This window comes from Pseudomonas aestiva, from assembly GCF_039908605.1.
Lineage (GTDB): Bacteria > Pseudomonadota > Gammaproteobacteria > Pseudomonadales > Pseudomonadaceae > Chryseomonas > Chryseomonas aestiva.
On the sequence record NZ_CP150916.1, the window covers coordinates 3,013,332 to 3,027,332 of the forward strand.

Annotated in this window: 11 protein-coding genes; all 11 read left to right on the forward strand. The window is 66.5% G+C overall.

Annotated elements, in window-relative coordinates; genetic code table 11:
- Window positions 1-6 precede the first annotated feature (6 nt).
- The 11 genes from nuoI to AABM56_RS14110 all read left to right on the forward strand — a co-directional run bounded on the left by nuoI (window position 7) and on the right by AABM56_RS14110 (window position 14,000).
- Window positions 7-555, forward strand: coding sequence for an NADH-quinone oxidoreductase subunit NuoI (nuoI, locus tag AABM56_RS14060; RefSeq protein ID WP_017642306.1), 549 nt, complete (start codon window positions 7-9; stop codon window positions 553-555).
- A gap of 9 nt (window positions 556-564) precedes the next feature.
- Window positions 565-1,077 carry an NADH-quinone oxidoreductase subunit J gene (gene nuoJ, locus AABM56_RS14065; protein WP_133861054.1) on the forward strand — a complete coding sequence of 171 codons (513 nt, stop codon included), beginning with the start codon at window positions 565-567 and terminating at the stop codon, window positions 1,075-1,077.
- A gap of 25 nt (window positions 1,078-1,102) precedes the next feature.
- Window positions 1,103-1,411 (forward strand): NADH-quinone oxidoreductase subunit NuoK, encoded by a 309-nt coding sequence (gene nuoK, locus AABM56_RS14070; protein ID WP_007158894.1) that lies wholly within the window; start codon window positions 1,103-1,105, stop codon window positions 1,409-1,411.
- Window positions 1,408-3,255: an NADH-quinone oxidoreductase subunit L gene (gene nuoL / locus AABM56_RS14075; RefSeq protein ID WP_133861055.1), complete on the forward strand. Its 1,848-nt coding sequence runs from the start codon at window positions 1,408-1,410 to the stop codon at window positions 3,253-3,255. Before nuoK ends, nuoL begins: the two co-directional genes overlap by 4 nt.
- Window positions 3,256-3,282: 27 nt before the next feature.
- Window positions 3,283-4,815, forward strand: a complete 1,533-nt coding sequence (gene nuoM, locus AABM56_RS14080; RefSeq protein WP_133861056.1) for an NADH-quinone oxidoreductase subunit M — start codon at window positions 3,283-3,285, stop codon at window positions 4,813-4,815.
- Window positions 4,816-4,822: 7 nt separating this feature from the next.
- Window positions 4,823-6,274, forward strand: coding sequence for an NADH-quinone oxidoreductase subunit NuoN (gene nuoN, locus AABM56_RS14085; protein ID WP_347883417.1), 1,452 nt, complete (start codon window positions 4,823-4,825; stop codon window positions 6,272-6,274).
- Window positions 6,275-6,424: 150 nt separating this feature from the next.
- Window positions 6,425-8,458 (forward strand): M13 family metallopeptidase, encoded by a 2,034-nt coding sequence (locus AABM56_RS14090; protein ID WP_347883418.1) that lies wholly within the window; start codon window positions 6,425-6,427, stop codon window positions 8,456-8,458.
- A gap of 73 nt (window positions 8,459-8,531) precedes the next feature.
- Window positions 8,532-10,202, forward strand: a complete 1,671-nt coding sequence (locus tag AABM56_RS14095; RefSeq protein WP_133861058.1) for a bifunctional protein-serine/threonine kinase/phosphatase — start codon at window positions 8,532-8,534, stop codon at window positions 10,200-10,202.
- A gap of 253 nt (window positions 10,203-10,455) precedes the next feature.
- Entirely contained in the window at window positions 10,456-11,202 is a 747-nt protein-coding gene (gene cobA, locus AABM56_RS14100; protein ID WP_133861059.1) for a uroporphyrinogen-III C-methyltransferase, read from the forward strand.
- Between the two features lie 60 nt (window positions 11,203-11,262).
- Window positions 11,263-12,282, forward strand: a complete 1,020-nt coding sequence (locus AABM56_RS14105; RefSeq protein ID WP_133861060.1) for a ligase-associated DNA damage response exonuclease — start codon at window positions 11,263-11,265, stop codon at window positions 12,280-12,282.
- Window positions 12,279-14,000 (forward strand): ATP-dependent DNA ligase, encoded by a 1,722-nt coding sequence (locus AABM56_RS14110; protein WP_347883419.1) that lies wholly within the window; start codon window positions 12,279-12,281, stop codon window positions 13,998-14,000. Before AABM56_RS14105 ends, AABM56_RS14110 begins: the two co-directional genes overlap by 4 nt.
- Window position 14,001 lies beyond the last annotated feature (1 nt).

The window sequence follows — 14,001 nt, forward strand, 5'->3', positions numbered from 1 at the left end:
TTCGTCATGATCAAGGAAATCTTGCACGTCCTGCATGGCACCTACACCCAGTTGCGCAGCATCGTGATGGTCTTCGGCCACGCCTTCCGCAAGCGCGACACCCTGCAATACCCCGAGGAACCCGTGTACCTGCCGCCGCGCTACCGGGGCCGCATCGTGCTCACCCGTGACCCCGACGGCCAGGAGCGCTGCGTGGCGTGCAACCTGTGCGCCGTGGCCTGCCCGGTCGGCTGCATCTCGCTGCAGAAGACCGAAGCCGAAGACGGTCGCTGGTACCCGGAGTTCTTCCGCATCAACTTCTCGCGCTGCATCTTCTGCGGCATGTGCGAGGAGGCCTGCCCCACCACCGCCATCCAGCTGACCCCGGATTTCGAAATGTCCGAATTCAAGCGCCAGGAGCTGGTGTACGAGAAGCAGGACCTGCTGATCTCGGGTCCGGGCAAGTATCCGGAATACAACTTCTACCGCGTGGCCGGCATGGCCATCGCGGGCAAGCCCAAGGGTGCCGCGCAGAGCGAGGCAGAGCCGATCAACGTGAAGAGCCTGCTGCCCTAAGGAGCTGTCGTGGAATTCGCCTTCTATTTCTCCGCCGGGGTGGCCGTCCTGGCCACCTTCCGGGTGATCACCAACACCAATCCGGTACATGCGCTGCTGTACCTGATCATCTCGCTGCTGGCCGTGTCCATGGTGTTCTTCGCCCTGGGCGCGCCCTTCGCCGGCGCCCTGGAGATCATCGTCTACGCCGGCGCCATCATGGTGCTGTTCGTCTTCGTGGTGATGATGCTCAACCTCGGGCCGGTCGTCGCCGAGCAGGAACGCAAGTGGCTGACCCCCAAGATCTGGATAGCTCCGTCGATCCTCGCCGGTGCGCTGCTGGTGGAACTGCTGGTGGTGCTCGCGCGCACCCCGGGCGGCGCTGCCATCGGTCATACCTCGGTGGAAGCCAAGGCCGTGGGCATCAGCCTGTTCGGACCCTATCTGCTGGCGGTCGAACTGGCCTCCATGCTGCTCTTGGGTGCCCTGGTCGCGGCCTATCACCTGGGTCGCAGCGACGTCAAAGACGGGATCGGCGAGTGAGTCGCCAAGGACTGGAGAACAGCCAATGAACGCCATACCTCTGGAACACGGCCTGGCCCTCGCCGGCGCCCTGTTCGCCCTTGGCCTGGTGGGCCTGATGGTCCGCCGCAACATCCTCTTCGTGCTCATGAGTCTGGAAATCATGATGAACGCCGCCGCCCTGGCCTTCGTGGTCGCGGGTAGCCGTTGGGGCGCTCCCGACGGCCAGGTGATGTTCATCCTGGTGCTGAGCCTGGCCGCCGCCGAGGCCAGTATCGGCCTGGCGATCCTGCTGCAGCTCTATCGCCGCTTCCACACCCTCGACGTCGATGCCGCCAGCGAGATGCACGGATGAACCTGCTACCCCTCACCTTCGCCTTTCCCCTGGTCGGCTATTTCCTGCTGGCCTTCTCCCGCGGTCGGCTGTCGGAGAATCTTTCCGCGCTGATCGGCGTGGGTTCGGTGGGCCTGGCGGCGCTGGTCGCCGCCTGGGTCGGCTGGAACTTCCACGTCGCCCCGCCCGCCGACGGCCACCTGACCATCGTCCTCTGGCAGTGGATGAACGTGGAGGGCTTCGCGCCCAACATGGCTCTCTACCTGGATGGCCTGTCGCTGACCATGCTCGGCGTGGTCACCGGCGTCGGCTTCCTGATCCACCTGTTCGCGTCCTGGTACATGCGCGGTGAAGAGGGCTATTCGCGCTTCTTCGCCTACACCAACCTGTTCATCTTCAGCATGTTGCTGCTGGTTCTCGGCGACAACCTGCTGCTGCTGTACTTCGGTTGGGAAGGCGTGGGCCTGTGCAGCTACCTGCTGATCGGCTTCTACTACAGCGAGCGCGCCAACGGCAACGCGGCGTTGAAGGCGTTCATCGTCACCCGTGTCGGCGACGTCTTCATGGCCTTCGGTCTGTTCATCCTGTTCATGACCCTCGGCACCCTGGACATCCAGGAGCTGCTGCAGAAGGCCCCTGACGTCTTCGCCAGCGGTGATCCGCTGATCGTGCTGGCTACCCTGGCGCTGCTCGGCGGTGCCGTCGGCAAGTCGGCCCAGCTGCCGCTGCAGACCTGGCTGGCCGACGCCATGGCAGGCCCCACCCCGGTCTCCGCCCTGATCCACGCGGCGACCATGGTGACCGCAGGCGTCTACCTGATCGCTCGGACCCACGGCCTGTTCCTGCTGGCGCCGGAAATCCTTCACCTGGTCGGCATCATCGGTGCCGTGACCCTAGTGCTGGCCGGTTTCGCCGCCCTGGTGCAGACCGACATCAAGCGCATCCTGGCCTATTCGACCATGAGCCAGATCGGCTACATGTTCCTGGCCCTGGGTGTCGGGGCCTGGCAGCCGGCGATCTTCCACCTGATGATCCACGCCTTCTTCAAGGCGCTGCTGTTCCTCGCCTCGGGCTCGGTGATCCTGGCCTGCCACCACGAGCAGAACATCTTCAAGATGGGCGGCCTGTGGAAGAAGATCCCCCTGGCCTACGCCAGCTTCGTGGTGGGTGGTTCGGCCCTGGCGGCGCTGCCGCTGGTGACCGCCGGTTTCTACTCCAAGGACGAGATCCTCTGGGAAGCCATGGCCAGCGGTCATACCTACCTGCTCTACGCAGGCCTGGCCGGTGCCTTCCTGACCTCGATCTACACCTTCCGCCTGATCTTCATCACCTTCCATGGCAAGGCGCACACCGAGGCCCATGCCGGCCACGGCATCGCCCACAACCTGCCGCTGGCGGTACTGCTGGTGCTCTCGACCTTTGTCGGCGCGATGATCGTGCCGCCGCTGGCCGGGGTGCTGCCGGAATCCATCGGCCATGCCGGTGGCGAAGCCAAGCACTCCCTGGAGATCACCTCGGGGGCCATCGCCATCGCCGGTATCCTGCTGGCCGCCCTGCTCTTCCTCGGCAAGCGTTCCTTCGTGAACGGCCTGGCCAAGAGTGCGCCGGGTCGCTTCTTCGGGACCTGGTGGTACCACGCCTGGGGCTTCGACTGGCTGTACGACCTGATCTTCGTCAAGCCGTACCTGCTGCTGACCCGCCTGCTGCGTCACGATCCCTTCGACCAGGCCATCGGCCTGATCCCGATGCTGGCGCGCGGCGGCAACCTGGCACTGAGCATCACCGAGAACGGCCGTCTGCGCTGGTACGCGGCTTCCATCGTGGGAGGCGCCGTGCTGCTGCTCGGCGCGCTGCTGCTGGCCTGACCCCCTGACTAAGGATAAGTACACGTCATGCTTCTGCCCTGGCTAATCCTGATCCCCTTCATCGGCGGCCTGCTCTGTTTCCTCACGGAAAAGACCGGCCCGCTGGTGCCCCGCTGGATCGCCCTGTTCACCATGCTGCTGGAGCTGGTGCTCGGCCTCTGGCTGTGGGCCCACGGCGACTACAGCCTGGCTCCGGCCCCTGGCGCCGAAACCGCCTGGACCGCGGAATTCCAGATGAACTGGATTCCGCGCTTCGGCATCAGCCTGCACTTCGGCCTCGATGGCCTGTCGCTGCTGATGATCCTGCTCACCGGCCTGCTCGGTGTGCTGGCAGTCACCTGCTCCTGGCGCGAAGTGCAGCGCCACGTCGGCTTCTTCCACCTCAACCTGCTGTGGATCATCGGCGGCGTAGTGGGGGTGTTCCTGGCCCTGGACCTGTTCCTGTTCTTCTTCTTCTGGGAGATGATGCTGGTGCCGATGTACTTCCTGATCGCGCTGTGGGGCCATAGCTCCGCGGACGGCAAGAAGAGCCGCATCACCGCTGCCACCAAGTTCTTCATCTTCACCCAGGCCAGCGGCCTGATCATGCTGGTGGCGATCGTCGCCCTGGTGCTGGTGAACTACGGTGCCACCGGCGTCCTGACCTTCGACTACGAAGACCTGCTGCAACTGCAGCTGGATCCCAAGCTGGAATACCTGCTGATGCTGGGCTTCTTCATCGCCTTCGCGGTGAAGCTGCCGGTGGTGCCGCTGCACTCCTGGCTGCCCGATGCCCACGCCCAGGCGCCGACCGCCGGTTCCGTCGACCTCGCCGGCATCCTGCTCAAGACCGCCGCCTACGGTCTGCTGCGCTTCGCCATCCCGCTGTTCCCCAACGCCTCGGCGGAATTCGCGCCGATCGCCATGTGGCTGGGCATCATCGGCATCTTCTACGGCGCCATCCTGTCGTTCGCCCAGACCGACATCAAGCGCCTGGTGGCCTACTCCAGCGTCTCGCACATGGGCTTCGTGCTGATCGGCATCTACTCCGGCAGCCCCCAGGCGCTGCAGGGAGTGGTGGTGCAGATGATCGCCCACGGCCTCTCCGCCGCCGGTCTGTTCATCCTCTGCGGCCAGCTCTATGAGCGCATGCACACCCGTGACATGCGCCAGATGGGCGGGCTCTGGGCGCGGGTGCCCTACCTGCCGGCCCTGAGTCTGTTCTTCGCCTCGGCCTCGCTGGGTCTGCCGGGTACCGGCAACTTCGTCGGCGAATTCCTGATCCTGCTGGGCGCCTTCCCTGTGGTGCCGATGATCACCGTCATCGCCACCTTCGGCCTGGTGTTCGCCTCGGTCTATTCGCTGATCATGATCCACCGCGCCTACTTCGGTCCGGCCAAGGCCGAAGGCGCCCTGCCGGGTCTGAACGCACGGGAACTGTCGATGCTGCTGTTGCTTGGCGTGCTGCTGGTGCTGCTCGGCGTCTATCCGCAGCCGGTGCTGGATACCTCGGCCGCGAGCATGGCCGGTGTCCAGCAGTGGCTCGGCGAAGCCTTCTCCTCTCTCGTTTCCGCCCGGTAAGAGCGCCATGACCTTTACCTACGAACACTTCATCGCCCTCCTGCCGATCATCATCACCGGCTTCACCGCCGTGGTGGTGATGCTGGGCATCGCCTGGCGGCGGGATCACACCATCATCCCGACCCTGGGCGTGATCGGTCTCAACCTGGCCCTGCTGTCCTGCATCCCGGCCCTCGGCGTCGGTGCCATCGACGTCACCCCGCTGCTGCGTATCGACGGCTTCACCTGCTTCTACACGGCGCTGATCCTGATCGCCACCCTGGCCTGCATGACCCTGTCGCATGCCTACATGGAAGGCTATCCGGGCAACCGCGAAGAGCTGTACCTGCTGCTGCTGATCTCCGCCACCGGGGGTCTGGTGCTGGTGGCGGCGCAGAACGTCGCCGGCCTGTTCATCGGCCTGGAACTGCTGTCGGTACCGGTCTACGGCCTGGTGGCCTACAGCTACTTCAATCGCCGTTCCCTGGAAGCCGGCATGAAGTACCTGGTGCTGTCCGCCGCCGGCTCGGCCATCCTGCTGTTCGGCATGGCCCTGCTCTACGCCCAGTCCGGCAGTCTGAACTTCGCCGACATCGGCATGCAGATGGACGCTCCGGCGAGCACCGGCCTGCTGATGGAAATCGGCCTCGGCATGCTGATCGTCGGCCTCGGCTTCAAGCTGTCGCTGGTGCCCTTCCACCTCTGGACCCCGGACGTCTACGAGGGCTCCCCGGCTCCGGTCGGTGCCTTCCTGGCCACCGCCAGCAAGGTCGCCGTCTTCGCCGTGCTGGTGCGGGTGTTCCAGACCATGCCCATGGCCACCGAAGACGGCTGGCTGCACGATGCCATCGCCTTCATCGCCATCGCCTCCATGCTGGTGGGCAACCTGCTGGCGCTGATGCAGAGCAACCTCAAGCGTCTGCTGGGTTATTCCTCCATCTCCCACTTCGGCTACCTGCTGGTGGCGGTGGCGTCGGGCGAAGGCCTGTCGATGGAGGCCGTGGCGGTCTACCTGGTGACCTATGTCTTCACCAGCCTGGGCGCCTTCGGCGTGATTACCCTGATGTCCAGCCCGAGCAACGGTCAGCGTGACGCCGATGCCCTGTTCGAGTACCGCGGCCTGTTCTGGCGCCGTCCGTACCTGACCGCGGCGCTGACGGTGATGATGCTATCCCTGGCCGGCATCCCGCTCACCGCCGGCTTCATCGGCAAGTTCTACGTCATCACCGTGGGCGTGGAAGCGGGCATGTGGTGGCAGACCGCGGCCATCGTGCTGGGCAGTGCCATCGGCCTGTTCTACTACCTGCGCGTGATGGTCACCCTGTACCTGACCGAGCAGGGCCTGCAGCGCCACGATGCGCCGATGAACTGGGGTCAGCGCGCCGGTGGCGTGATGCTGATCGCCATTTCCATCGCGACCTTCATCCTCGGCGTCTATCCGCAGCCGCTGCTGCAACTGGCGCAGCTGACGGTGTTCTGATCCAGAGCGTCGCCCACGATCCCCGCCTCGGCGGGGATCGTCGTTTCTAGGGTCCGCAAGAGACCCGCCCTTGGCAGGGTCGCGCCCCGACCGCTACCCTCGACGCCCTACCCTGCTTTCCCCGTCCTTTCCTGGAGACCCTTTTCTCCCATGCCTGCGTTGAAACCCCTCACCCTCGCCATCGGCCTGCTGCTCGGCAGCCAGGCCTTCGCCGTTCCGGTCTTCGACGTCACCGAACTGGGTGACCCCGCCACCGCCTGTAGCGACCTCGACACCTTCGTCAATGAAAAATGGGTCGCGGCCAATCCGATCCCGCCGGACAAGTCACGCTGGGGGTCCTTCATGGCCCTGGGGGAAAAATCGCTCAACGACCAGCACGCCATCCTGCAGCGCGCCGCCCGCACGGCGGACCGCGCGCAAGCAGGCTCGGTGGAACAGAAGGTCGGCTGGCTGTATCGCTCGGGCATGGACGAGGCCGCCATCGAGCGCGCCGGCTATCGGCCGATCCAGGCGGAACTGGCGGCCATCGACGGGTTGCGCACCACGGCTGATGTCGTGAAGTACCTGCAACAGAGCTTCGCCCGTGGCGACATGCAGGTGTTCTCCTTCGGCTCCGGCGCCGATTATCAGAATGCCAAGCAGCAGATCGCCTACGCCTACCAGGGCGGCCTGGGCCTGCCCACGCCCGACTATTACACCGAAGCCGACTACGCCAAGCTGCGCCAGGCCTATCTCGGCCACATCGCCCGGCTGCTGGTGCTGACCGGAGTGCCCAAGGCCAAGGCGGCCGCCCAGGCCGAACTGGTGCTGGCCTTCGAAAGTCGCCTGGCGCGGGCCTCGGTCAAGCCGGTGGAGCTGCGCAATCCGGAGAACCAGTATCACTACCTGAGCTTCGCCGAAGCCAACAAGGTCACGCCGCACTTCGACTGGCAGGCCTTCTTCGCCAGCCAGGGCGTCACCGGCCAGCAGGGCTTTTCGCTGTCCCAGCCGGGCTTCTTCGCCGAATTCGACCGGATGCTGGCCGAGACTCCCGTCGAGCAGTGGCAGGCCTATCTGCGTGCCCATGTGATCGACGACGCCGCGCCGCTGCTGTCCAAGCCTTTCCAGCAGGAAAGCTTCGAATTCAACCAGAAGACCCTGAGTGGCCAGCAGCAGCAGAGCGAACGCTGGAAGCGGGTGCTGCGCGCGGTCAACGGCGCCATGGGCGAAGGTCTCGGCCAGCTCTATGTGCAGGAGCACTTCTCCCCCCAGGCCAAGGCGCGGGCCCAGGAACTGGTGGACAACGTGATGCTGGCGCTCAAGGCGCGCATCGAGCAGCTCGACTGGATGAGTCCGGAGACCAAGCAGAAGGCGCTGGCCAAGTGGGACAGCTTCCTGCCCAAGATCGGCTATCCCGAGCGCTGGCGCGACTGGAGCGGCCTGACCCTCAAGCCGCAGGGCTTCTATGCCAACCTGGAAGCCGCCTCGCGCTTCAACTATCGCCATGACCTGGACAAGATCGGCAAGCCCACCGACCGCCAGGAATGGGGCATGTACCCGCAGACGGTGAATGCCTACTACAGCCCCACCGACAACACCATCAACTTCCCCGCCGCCATCCTGCAGCCGCCGTTCTTCTATCCGGACGGCGACGATGCCATCAACTACGGCGGTATCGGCGCAGTGATCGGTCACGAGGCCAGCCATGGTTTCGACGACCAGGGCAGCAAGTTCGACGGCGCCGGCAACCAGGTGGACTGGTGGACCCCGGCCGATCGCAAGGCCTTCGAAGCCCGCACCGGTAAACTCGTGGAGCAGTTCGACAACTACCAGCCGCTGCCGGATCATCCGGAGCTGCACGTCAACGGCAAGCTCACCCTGGGCGAGAACATCGGCGATCTCGGCGGCATCAATGCGGCCTACGACGCCCTGCAACTGGCCCTGGCGAAAAAGCCGGAGGAAGCCAACCGGAAGATCGATGGCTATACCCAGCAGCAGCGCTTCTTCCTCAACTGGGCGCGGGTCTGGCGCGGTTCGATCCGTGAAGAGCAGGCGCGCCTGTTCCTCAACACCGACCCCCATGCGCCCATGAGATTCCGCGCGCTTGGCGCGCCGTCCAACATGCCGTCCTTCGCCAAGGCGTTCAGCTGCAAGGCGGGTGATGCCATGGTCCGGCCGGACGAGAAACGCGTGGAAATCTGGTGAGGGATCAGGGGCGTCCGGTGGTCGGGTATCGCTTTTGCATCGCCGGTCTCCTCTCCTCTCTGGCGCCCCCTACATGCCTCTAGAACTCGCCTTCGCCGAAGCCACTGCGACCGGTCCGCGCAAGGAAAACCAGGACGCCTTGCGCAGTGTCCAGCCCAGCGCGGCGCTGGCGGCGACCAAGGGGCATCTGTTCGCCCTCGCCGATGGCGTCAGCGGCTGTCCCGACGGTGGCCTGGCCGCCCGCGCCACCCTCCAGGCCCTGGCCCAGGATTACTATTCCACGCCGGAGACCTGGCCGGTGGCCCAGGCCCTGGAGCGGTTGCTGCTGGCGCAGAATCGCTGGCTGCAGGCTGCGGGCAATGGCCAGCCACTGCTGACCACCCTCACCGCCCTGGTGATCCGCGGGCGGCGCTATACCCTGGCCCACGTCGGCGACTGCCGCGCCTACCGCTGGCACGGCGACCGGCTGAGCTGCCTCACCGTCGACCACGTCTGGCAGCAGGCCGGCATGCAGCATGTGCTGACCCGCGCCCTGGGGCTGGAAAACCACCTGGTGGTGGACTTTCGCGAAGGCGAGCTGGAAGCCGGCGAAACCCTGCTCCTGGTGAGCGACGGCGTCTGGGCCGCGCTGGGTGAAGACAGCATGAGGCGCATCCTGGTCGATGGCGTCGCGGAGCTGGAGGCCACTGCCCAGGCCCTGGTGGCCGGCGCCCTGCATGCCGGTGGCCAGGACAACGCCAGCGCCCTGCTGGTACGGGTCGACCGCCTCCCTGACGTGTCCCTGGCCGATACCCTGGCCAGCGCCGATACCTGGCCGCCGTTGCCGGCGCTCAAGCCCGGCCAGCACTTCGAAGGCTGGACGGTGGTGGAGCGTCTGGCCGAGTCGCGGCAATCACTGCTCTACCGGGTCAAGGACGAGGGCGGTCGTCCCTGGCTGCTCAAGACCCTGCCCGCGGCGCTGCAATGCGACACCCTGGCCGGTCATGCCCTGCTCATGGAGGAGTGGTTCCTGCGCCGGGTCGCCGGGCGCGCCTTCGTCGAGGTCCATCCGTTGCCGCGGCGGGCGCATCTCTACTTCGTGCAACGGGAATATGCCGGTCGTACCCTGGCGCAGCAGCTACGCAGCGAAGGCCCCCTGGCCCTGGCCGACTGGTTGGACGTCGCCTCCCGCCTGCTGCGGGCCCTCGGCCAGCTGCACAGACGCAACATCCTTCACCGCGACATCAAGCCGGACAACCTGCATCGCGGCCAGGATGGCGAACTGCGCCTGCTGGACTTCGGCCTGGCCTATTGTCCGCAGCTGTCCGAGGATCTGCATGACAGCCCGGGCACTCCCAGCTACCGGGCGCCGGAGTCCTTCGAGGGCGCCGAGCCCAGTCCGGCCCAGGATCTCTATGCGACCGGGGTGACCCTCTATCAGCTGCTCACCGGTGGCTATCCCTACGGCGAGGTCGAGCCCTTCCAGCGGCCACGTTTCGGCGCGCCGGCCAGTGCCCTGCGCCGGCGTCCGGATGTACCGGCCTGGCTCGACGACTGGCTGCAGCGCGCCGTGGCGGTCGACCCCGCCGATCGCTTCGAAACCGCCGAGGAAGCCCTGCTGCTGCTGGAGCAGGGCGAGCGTCAACCCCTGGCCCGCCCGCTGCCGCTGCTGCAGCGCGATCCCCTGCGCACCTGGCAGATCGTGGCCGCCTGCTCGCTGCTGCTGAATCTGCTGCTGGTGCTGCTCTGGCTCTATCGGCACTGAAGACCTCGCGGCGTCATGCCCTGCTTTGCAGCACGCTGCGCCCAAAAGGGGCAGCCCGCTGCCCCCTTTCCAGTGGTAAACCGCCGGAAAGGACGGATCCGCGCATTGGCATGAAGTCTGCAATTCCACAATACACATAGGTCTTTCTTCAACGGCGAGGAAAGACCCTCCGGACAAAGGCGTCCCAGCTGCTTGCAGCGGGACGCCTTTTTTTTACGTTACAGTCGCCACCCTGGAAACGAGAGGTCACTACATGAGCGGGAAAGTCTGGTTGATCGGTGCCGGCCCCGGCGATCCCGAGCTGCTGACCCTCAGGGCGGTGCGCGCCCTGGGCGAGGCCGAGGTGGTGATGATCGATGACCTGGTCAATCCGGCGGTGCTCGAACACTGCCCTACCGCCCGGGTGATCCGCGTCGGCAAGCGCGGCGGCTGCCGTTCCACGCCCCAGGCCTTCATCCACCGACTGATGCTGCGCTATGCCCGCCAGGGCCGCTGCGTGGCCCGGCTCAAAGGCGGCGATCCCTGCATCTTCGGTCGTGCCGGCGAGGAAGCCGAATGGCTGGCCGCCCGTGGCGTCGCCAGCGAGATCGTCAACGGCATCACCGCCGGCCTGGCCGGTGCCACCGCCTGCGGCATCTCCCTGACCCTGAGAGGCGTGGCCCGTGGCGTGACCCTGGTCACCGCCCATACCCAGGACGACACGGCGCCCAACTGGGCCGCCCTGGCCGCCACCGGCACCACCCTGGTGGTCTACATGGGCGTGGCCCGCCTGGCCGAGATCCAGCAGGGCCTGCTGGACGGCGGTCTCGCGCTGACCACACCGGTGGCCATGATCGAGAACGCCTCCCTGCCGGACCAGCGCGAGTGCCGCTCGACCCTGCAGGACCTGCAGGTGGACGCCGCCCTCTTCCAGCTGCGCAGTCCGGCGATCCTGGTGATCGGCGAGGTGGTCGGCCAGGCCGCCCTGCAACAGGCCCTGAGCTTCGCCGCCCAGGCCTGAGCGGCGAACTCCGGGGCCTGGCCGCCGTTCCTATGGGTATTCCCCTGCAGAGCGGCGCCCATGGACCTCGTCATCGCCCGACCGGACGGCCTCTATTGCCCGCCCGGCGACTTCTACATCGATCCCTGGCATCCGGTGGAGCGTTCGGTCATCACCCATGGCCATGGCGACCATGCGCGGGTGGGTAACGGCCACTATCTCGCCACCTCCGGCAGCGCCGGCATCCTGCGCGCCCGGCTGGGTGCCGACATCAACCTGCAGACCCTGGAATACGGCGAGGTCATCGATCACCACGGGGTCAGGCTGAGCTTTCACCCGGCCGGTCATGTGCTGGGCTCGGCCCAGGTGCGCCTGGAATACCGCGGCGAGGTCTGGGTGGCCTCGGGTGACTACAAGGTCGAACCCGATGGCACCTGCACCCCCTTCGAGCCGGTGCGCTGCCACACCTTCATCACCGAATCCACCTTTGGCCTGCCGATCTATCGCTGGCGCCCCCAGGCGGAGATCTTCGCCGAGGTCAACGCCTGGTGGCGCGCCAACCAGGCCCAGGGGCTGGCCAGCGTGCTCTACAGCTATGCCTTCGGCAAGGCGCAACGGCTCCTGCACGGCCTGGATCCGGAGATCGGTCCCATCCTCGCCCATGGTGCGGTGGAGCCCCTGAACCGGGTCTACCGCGAAGCCGGCATCCGCATCCCGGAAACCCACTATGCCGGCGACTTCAAGAAGAGCGACCCGACGCTGCGCCAGGCGCTGATCATCGCGCCGCCCTCGGCCGGCGGCAGCACCTGGATCCGCCGCTTCGGCGAGCACAGCGACGCCTTCGCCAGCGGCTGGATGATGCTGCGCGGTACCCGCCGCCGGCGCGGCGTGGATCGCGGCTTCGTGCTTTCCGACCACGCCGACTGGCCGGGCCTGCTGTGGGCCATCGAGCAGACCGGCGCCGAGCGGGTGATGGTCACCCATGGCTCGGTCGCCACCCTGGTGCGCTACCTGCGCGACCAGGGCCTGGACGCCCAGGGCTTCACCACCGAATACGGTGAGGAAGACGATACCCCCGTCACCGCGGAGGCCCAGGCATGAAGGCCTTCGCCGAACTCTATGGGCGTCTCGACGCCACCACCTCCAGCAATGCCAAGCTCGCGGCGCTGGTGGACTATTTCGGCAGCGCCCCGGCGGCGGATGCCGCCTGGGCGGTGTACTTCCTCGCCGGCGGCCGCCCCCGCCGGCTGGTGCCGACCCGGCAGCTGCGTGAATTGACCATGACCCTCTCCGGGCTGCCCGAGTGGCTGTTCGAAGAAAGCTACCAGGCGGTGGGCGACCTGGCCGAAACCATGGCACTGCTGATTCCCACCGCCGATGCCGCCAATGCCGAGGGCCTGGCCTTCTGGCTGGAGGAGTACCTGCTGCCCCTGCGCGGCCTACCACCGGAGGAGCTGGCCGAGCGCCTGCCGCCGCTCTGGGGCCAGCTGGATCGGCAGAGCCTGATGGTCTGCATCAAGCTGATCACCGGCGAATTCCGCGTCGGTGTCTCCAAGCTGCTGGTGACCCGCGCCCTGGCCACTCTGGCGGACCTGGACCCCAAGCGCGTCGCCCAGCGCCTAGTGGGCTACACCGATCTGTCCCACCGCCCCACCGCCGAGGGCTATGCCCGCCTGGTCGCCCCGGAAAGTCCGGACGAGCATGCCCAGCGTGGCGGCCAGCCCTATCCCTTCTTTCTGGCCCACGCCCTGCAATTGCCGGTTGAGCAGTTCGAGGCGCAACTGGGGCCGGCCGAGGAATGGCAGGTGGAATGGAAGTGGGACGGCATCCGCGCCCAGCTGGTCAAGCGCGACGGTCGCCTGTGGATCTGGTCGCGGGGTGAGGATCTGGTCACCGATCGCTTTCCCGAACTGCATCCCCTCGCGGAATCGCTACCCGATGGCACCGTCATCGACGGCGAGATCGTGGTCTGGAAGGAAGACGCCGCGCCCGACGCCCTGCTCAGCAGCGAGGAAGTGAGCGAGCAGCAGGACGGCCGCGATCCGGCCGCGCCCATCCCTTTCGGCGTGCAGCCCTTCGCGCTGCTGCAGCAACGCATCGGGCGCAAGACCCTGGGCAAGAAGATCCTCGAAGACGTACCGGTCATCCTGCTCGCCTACGACCTGCTGGAATGGCAGGGCCATGACCTGCGCAGCCAGCCGCAACGCCAGCGTCGCGCCGAACTGGAAGGGGTAGTGGCGCGCTGCGCCAGTCCGCTGCTGCGCCCCTCGCCGCTGCTGCACGGCAAAGACTGGCAGGACCTTGCCCGCCAGCGCGAGGCTTCGCGCACCCTGGGGGTCGAAGGGATGATGCTCAAGGCCAAGGATTCGCTGTATGGCGTCGGCCGCACCAAGGACATGGGCACCTGGTGGAAATGGAAGGTCGATCCCTTCTCGGTGGATGCGGTGCTCATCTACGCCCAGCGCGGCCATGGACGGCGTGCCAGTCTCTATTCCGACTACACCTTCGCCGTCTGGGACGGTACGCCGGAGAGTAGCGAACGCACCCTGGTGCCCTTCGCCAAGGCCTACTCCGGCCTCACCGACGAAGAGATGCGCAAGGTGGACGCCATCGTCCGGCGCACCACGGTGGAGAAATTCGGTCCGGTACGCAGCGTCGAGCCGACCCTGGTATTCGAGCTGGGTTTCGAGGGCATCGCCCTGTCCAAGCGCCACAAGAGCGGTGTCGCCGTGCGCTTTCCACGGATGCTGCGCTGGCGTCACGACAAGCCGGTGGCCGAAGCCGACACCCTCGATATCCTGCAGAATCTGCTGGCCTAGC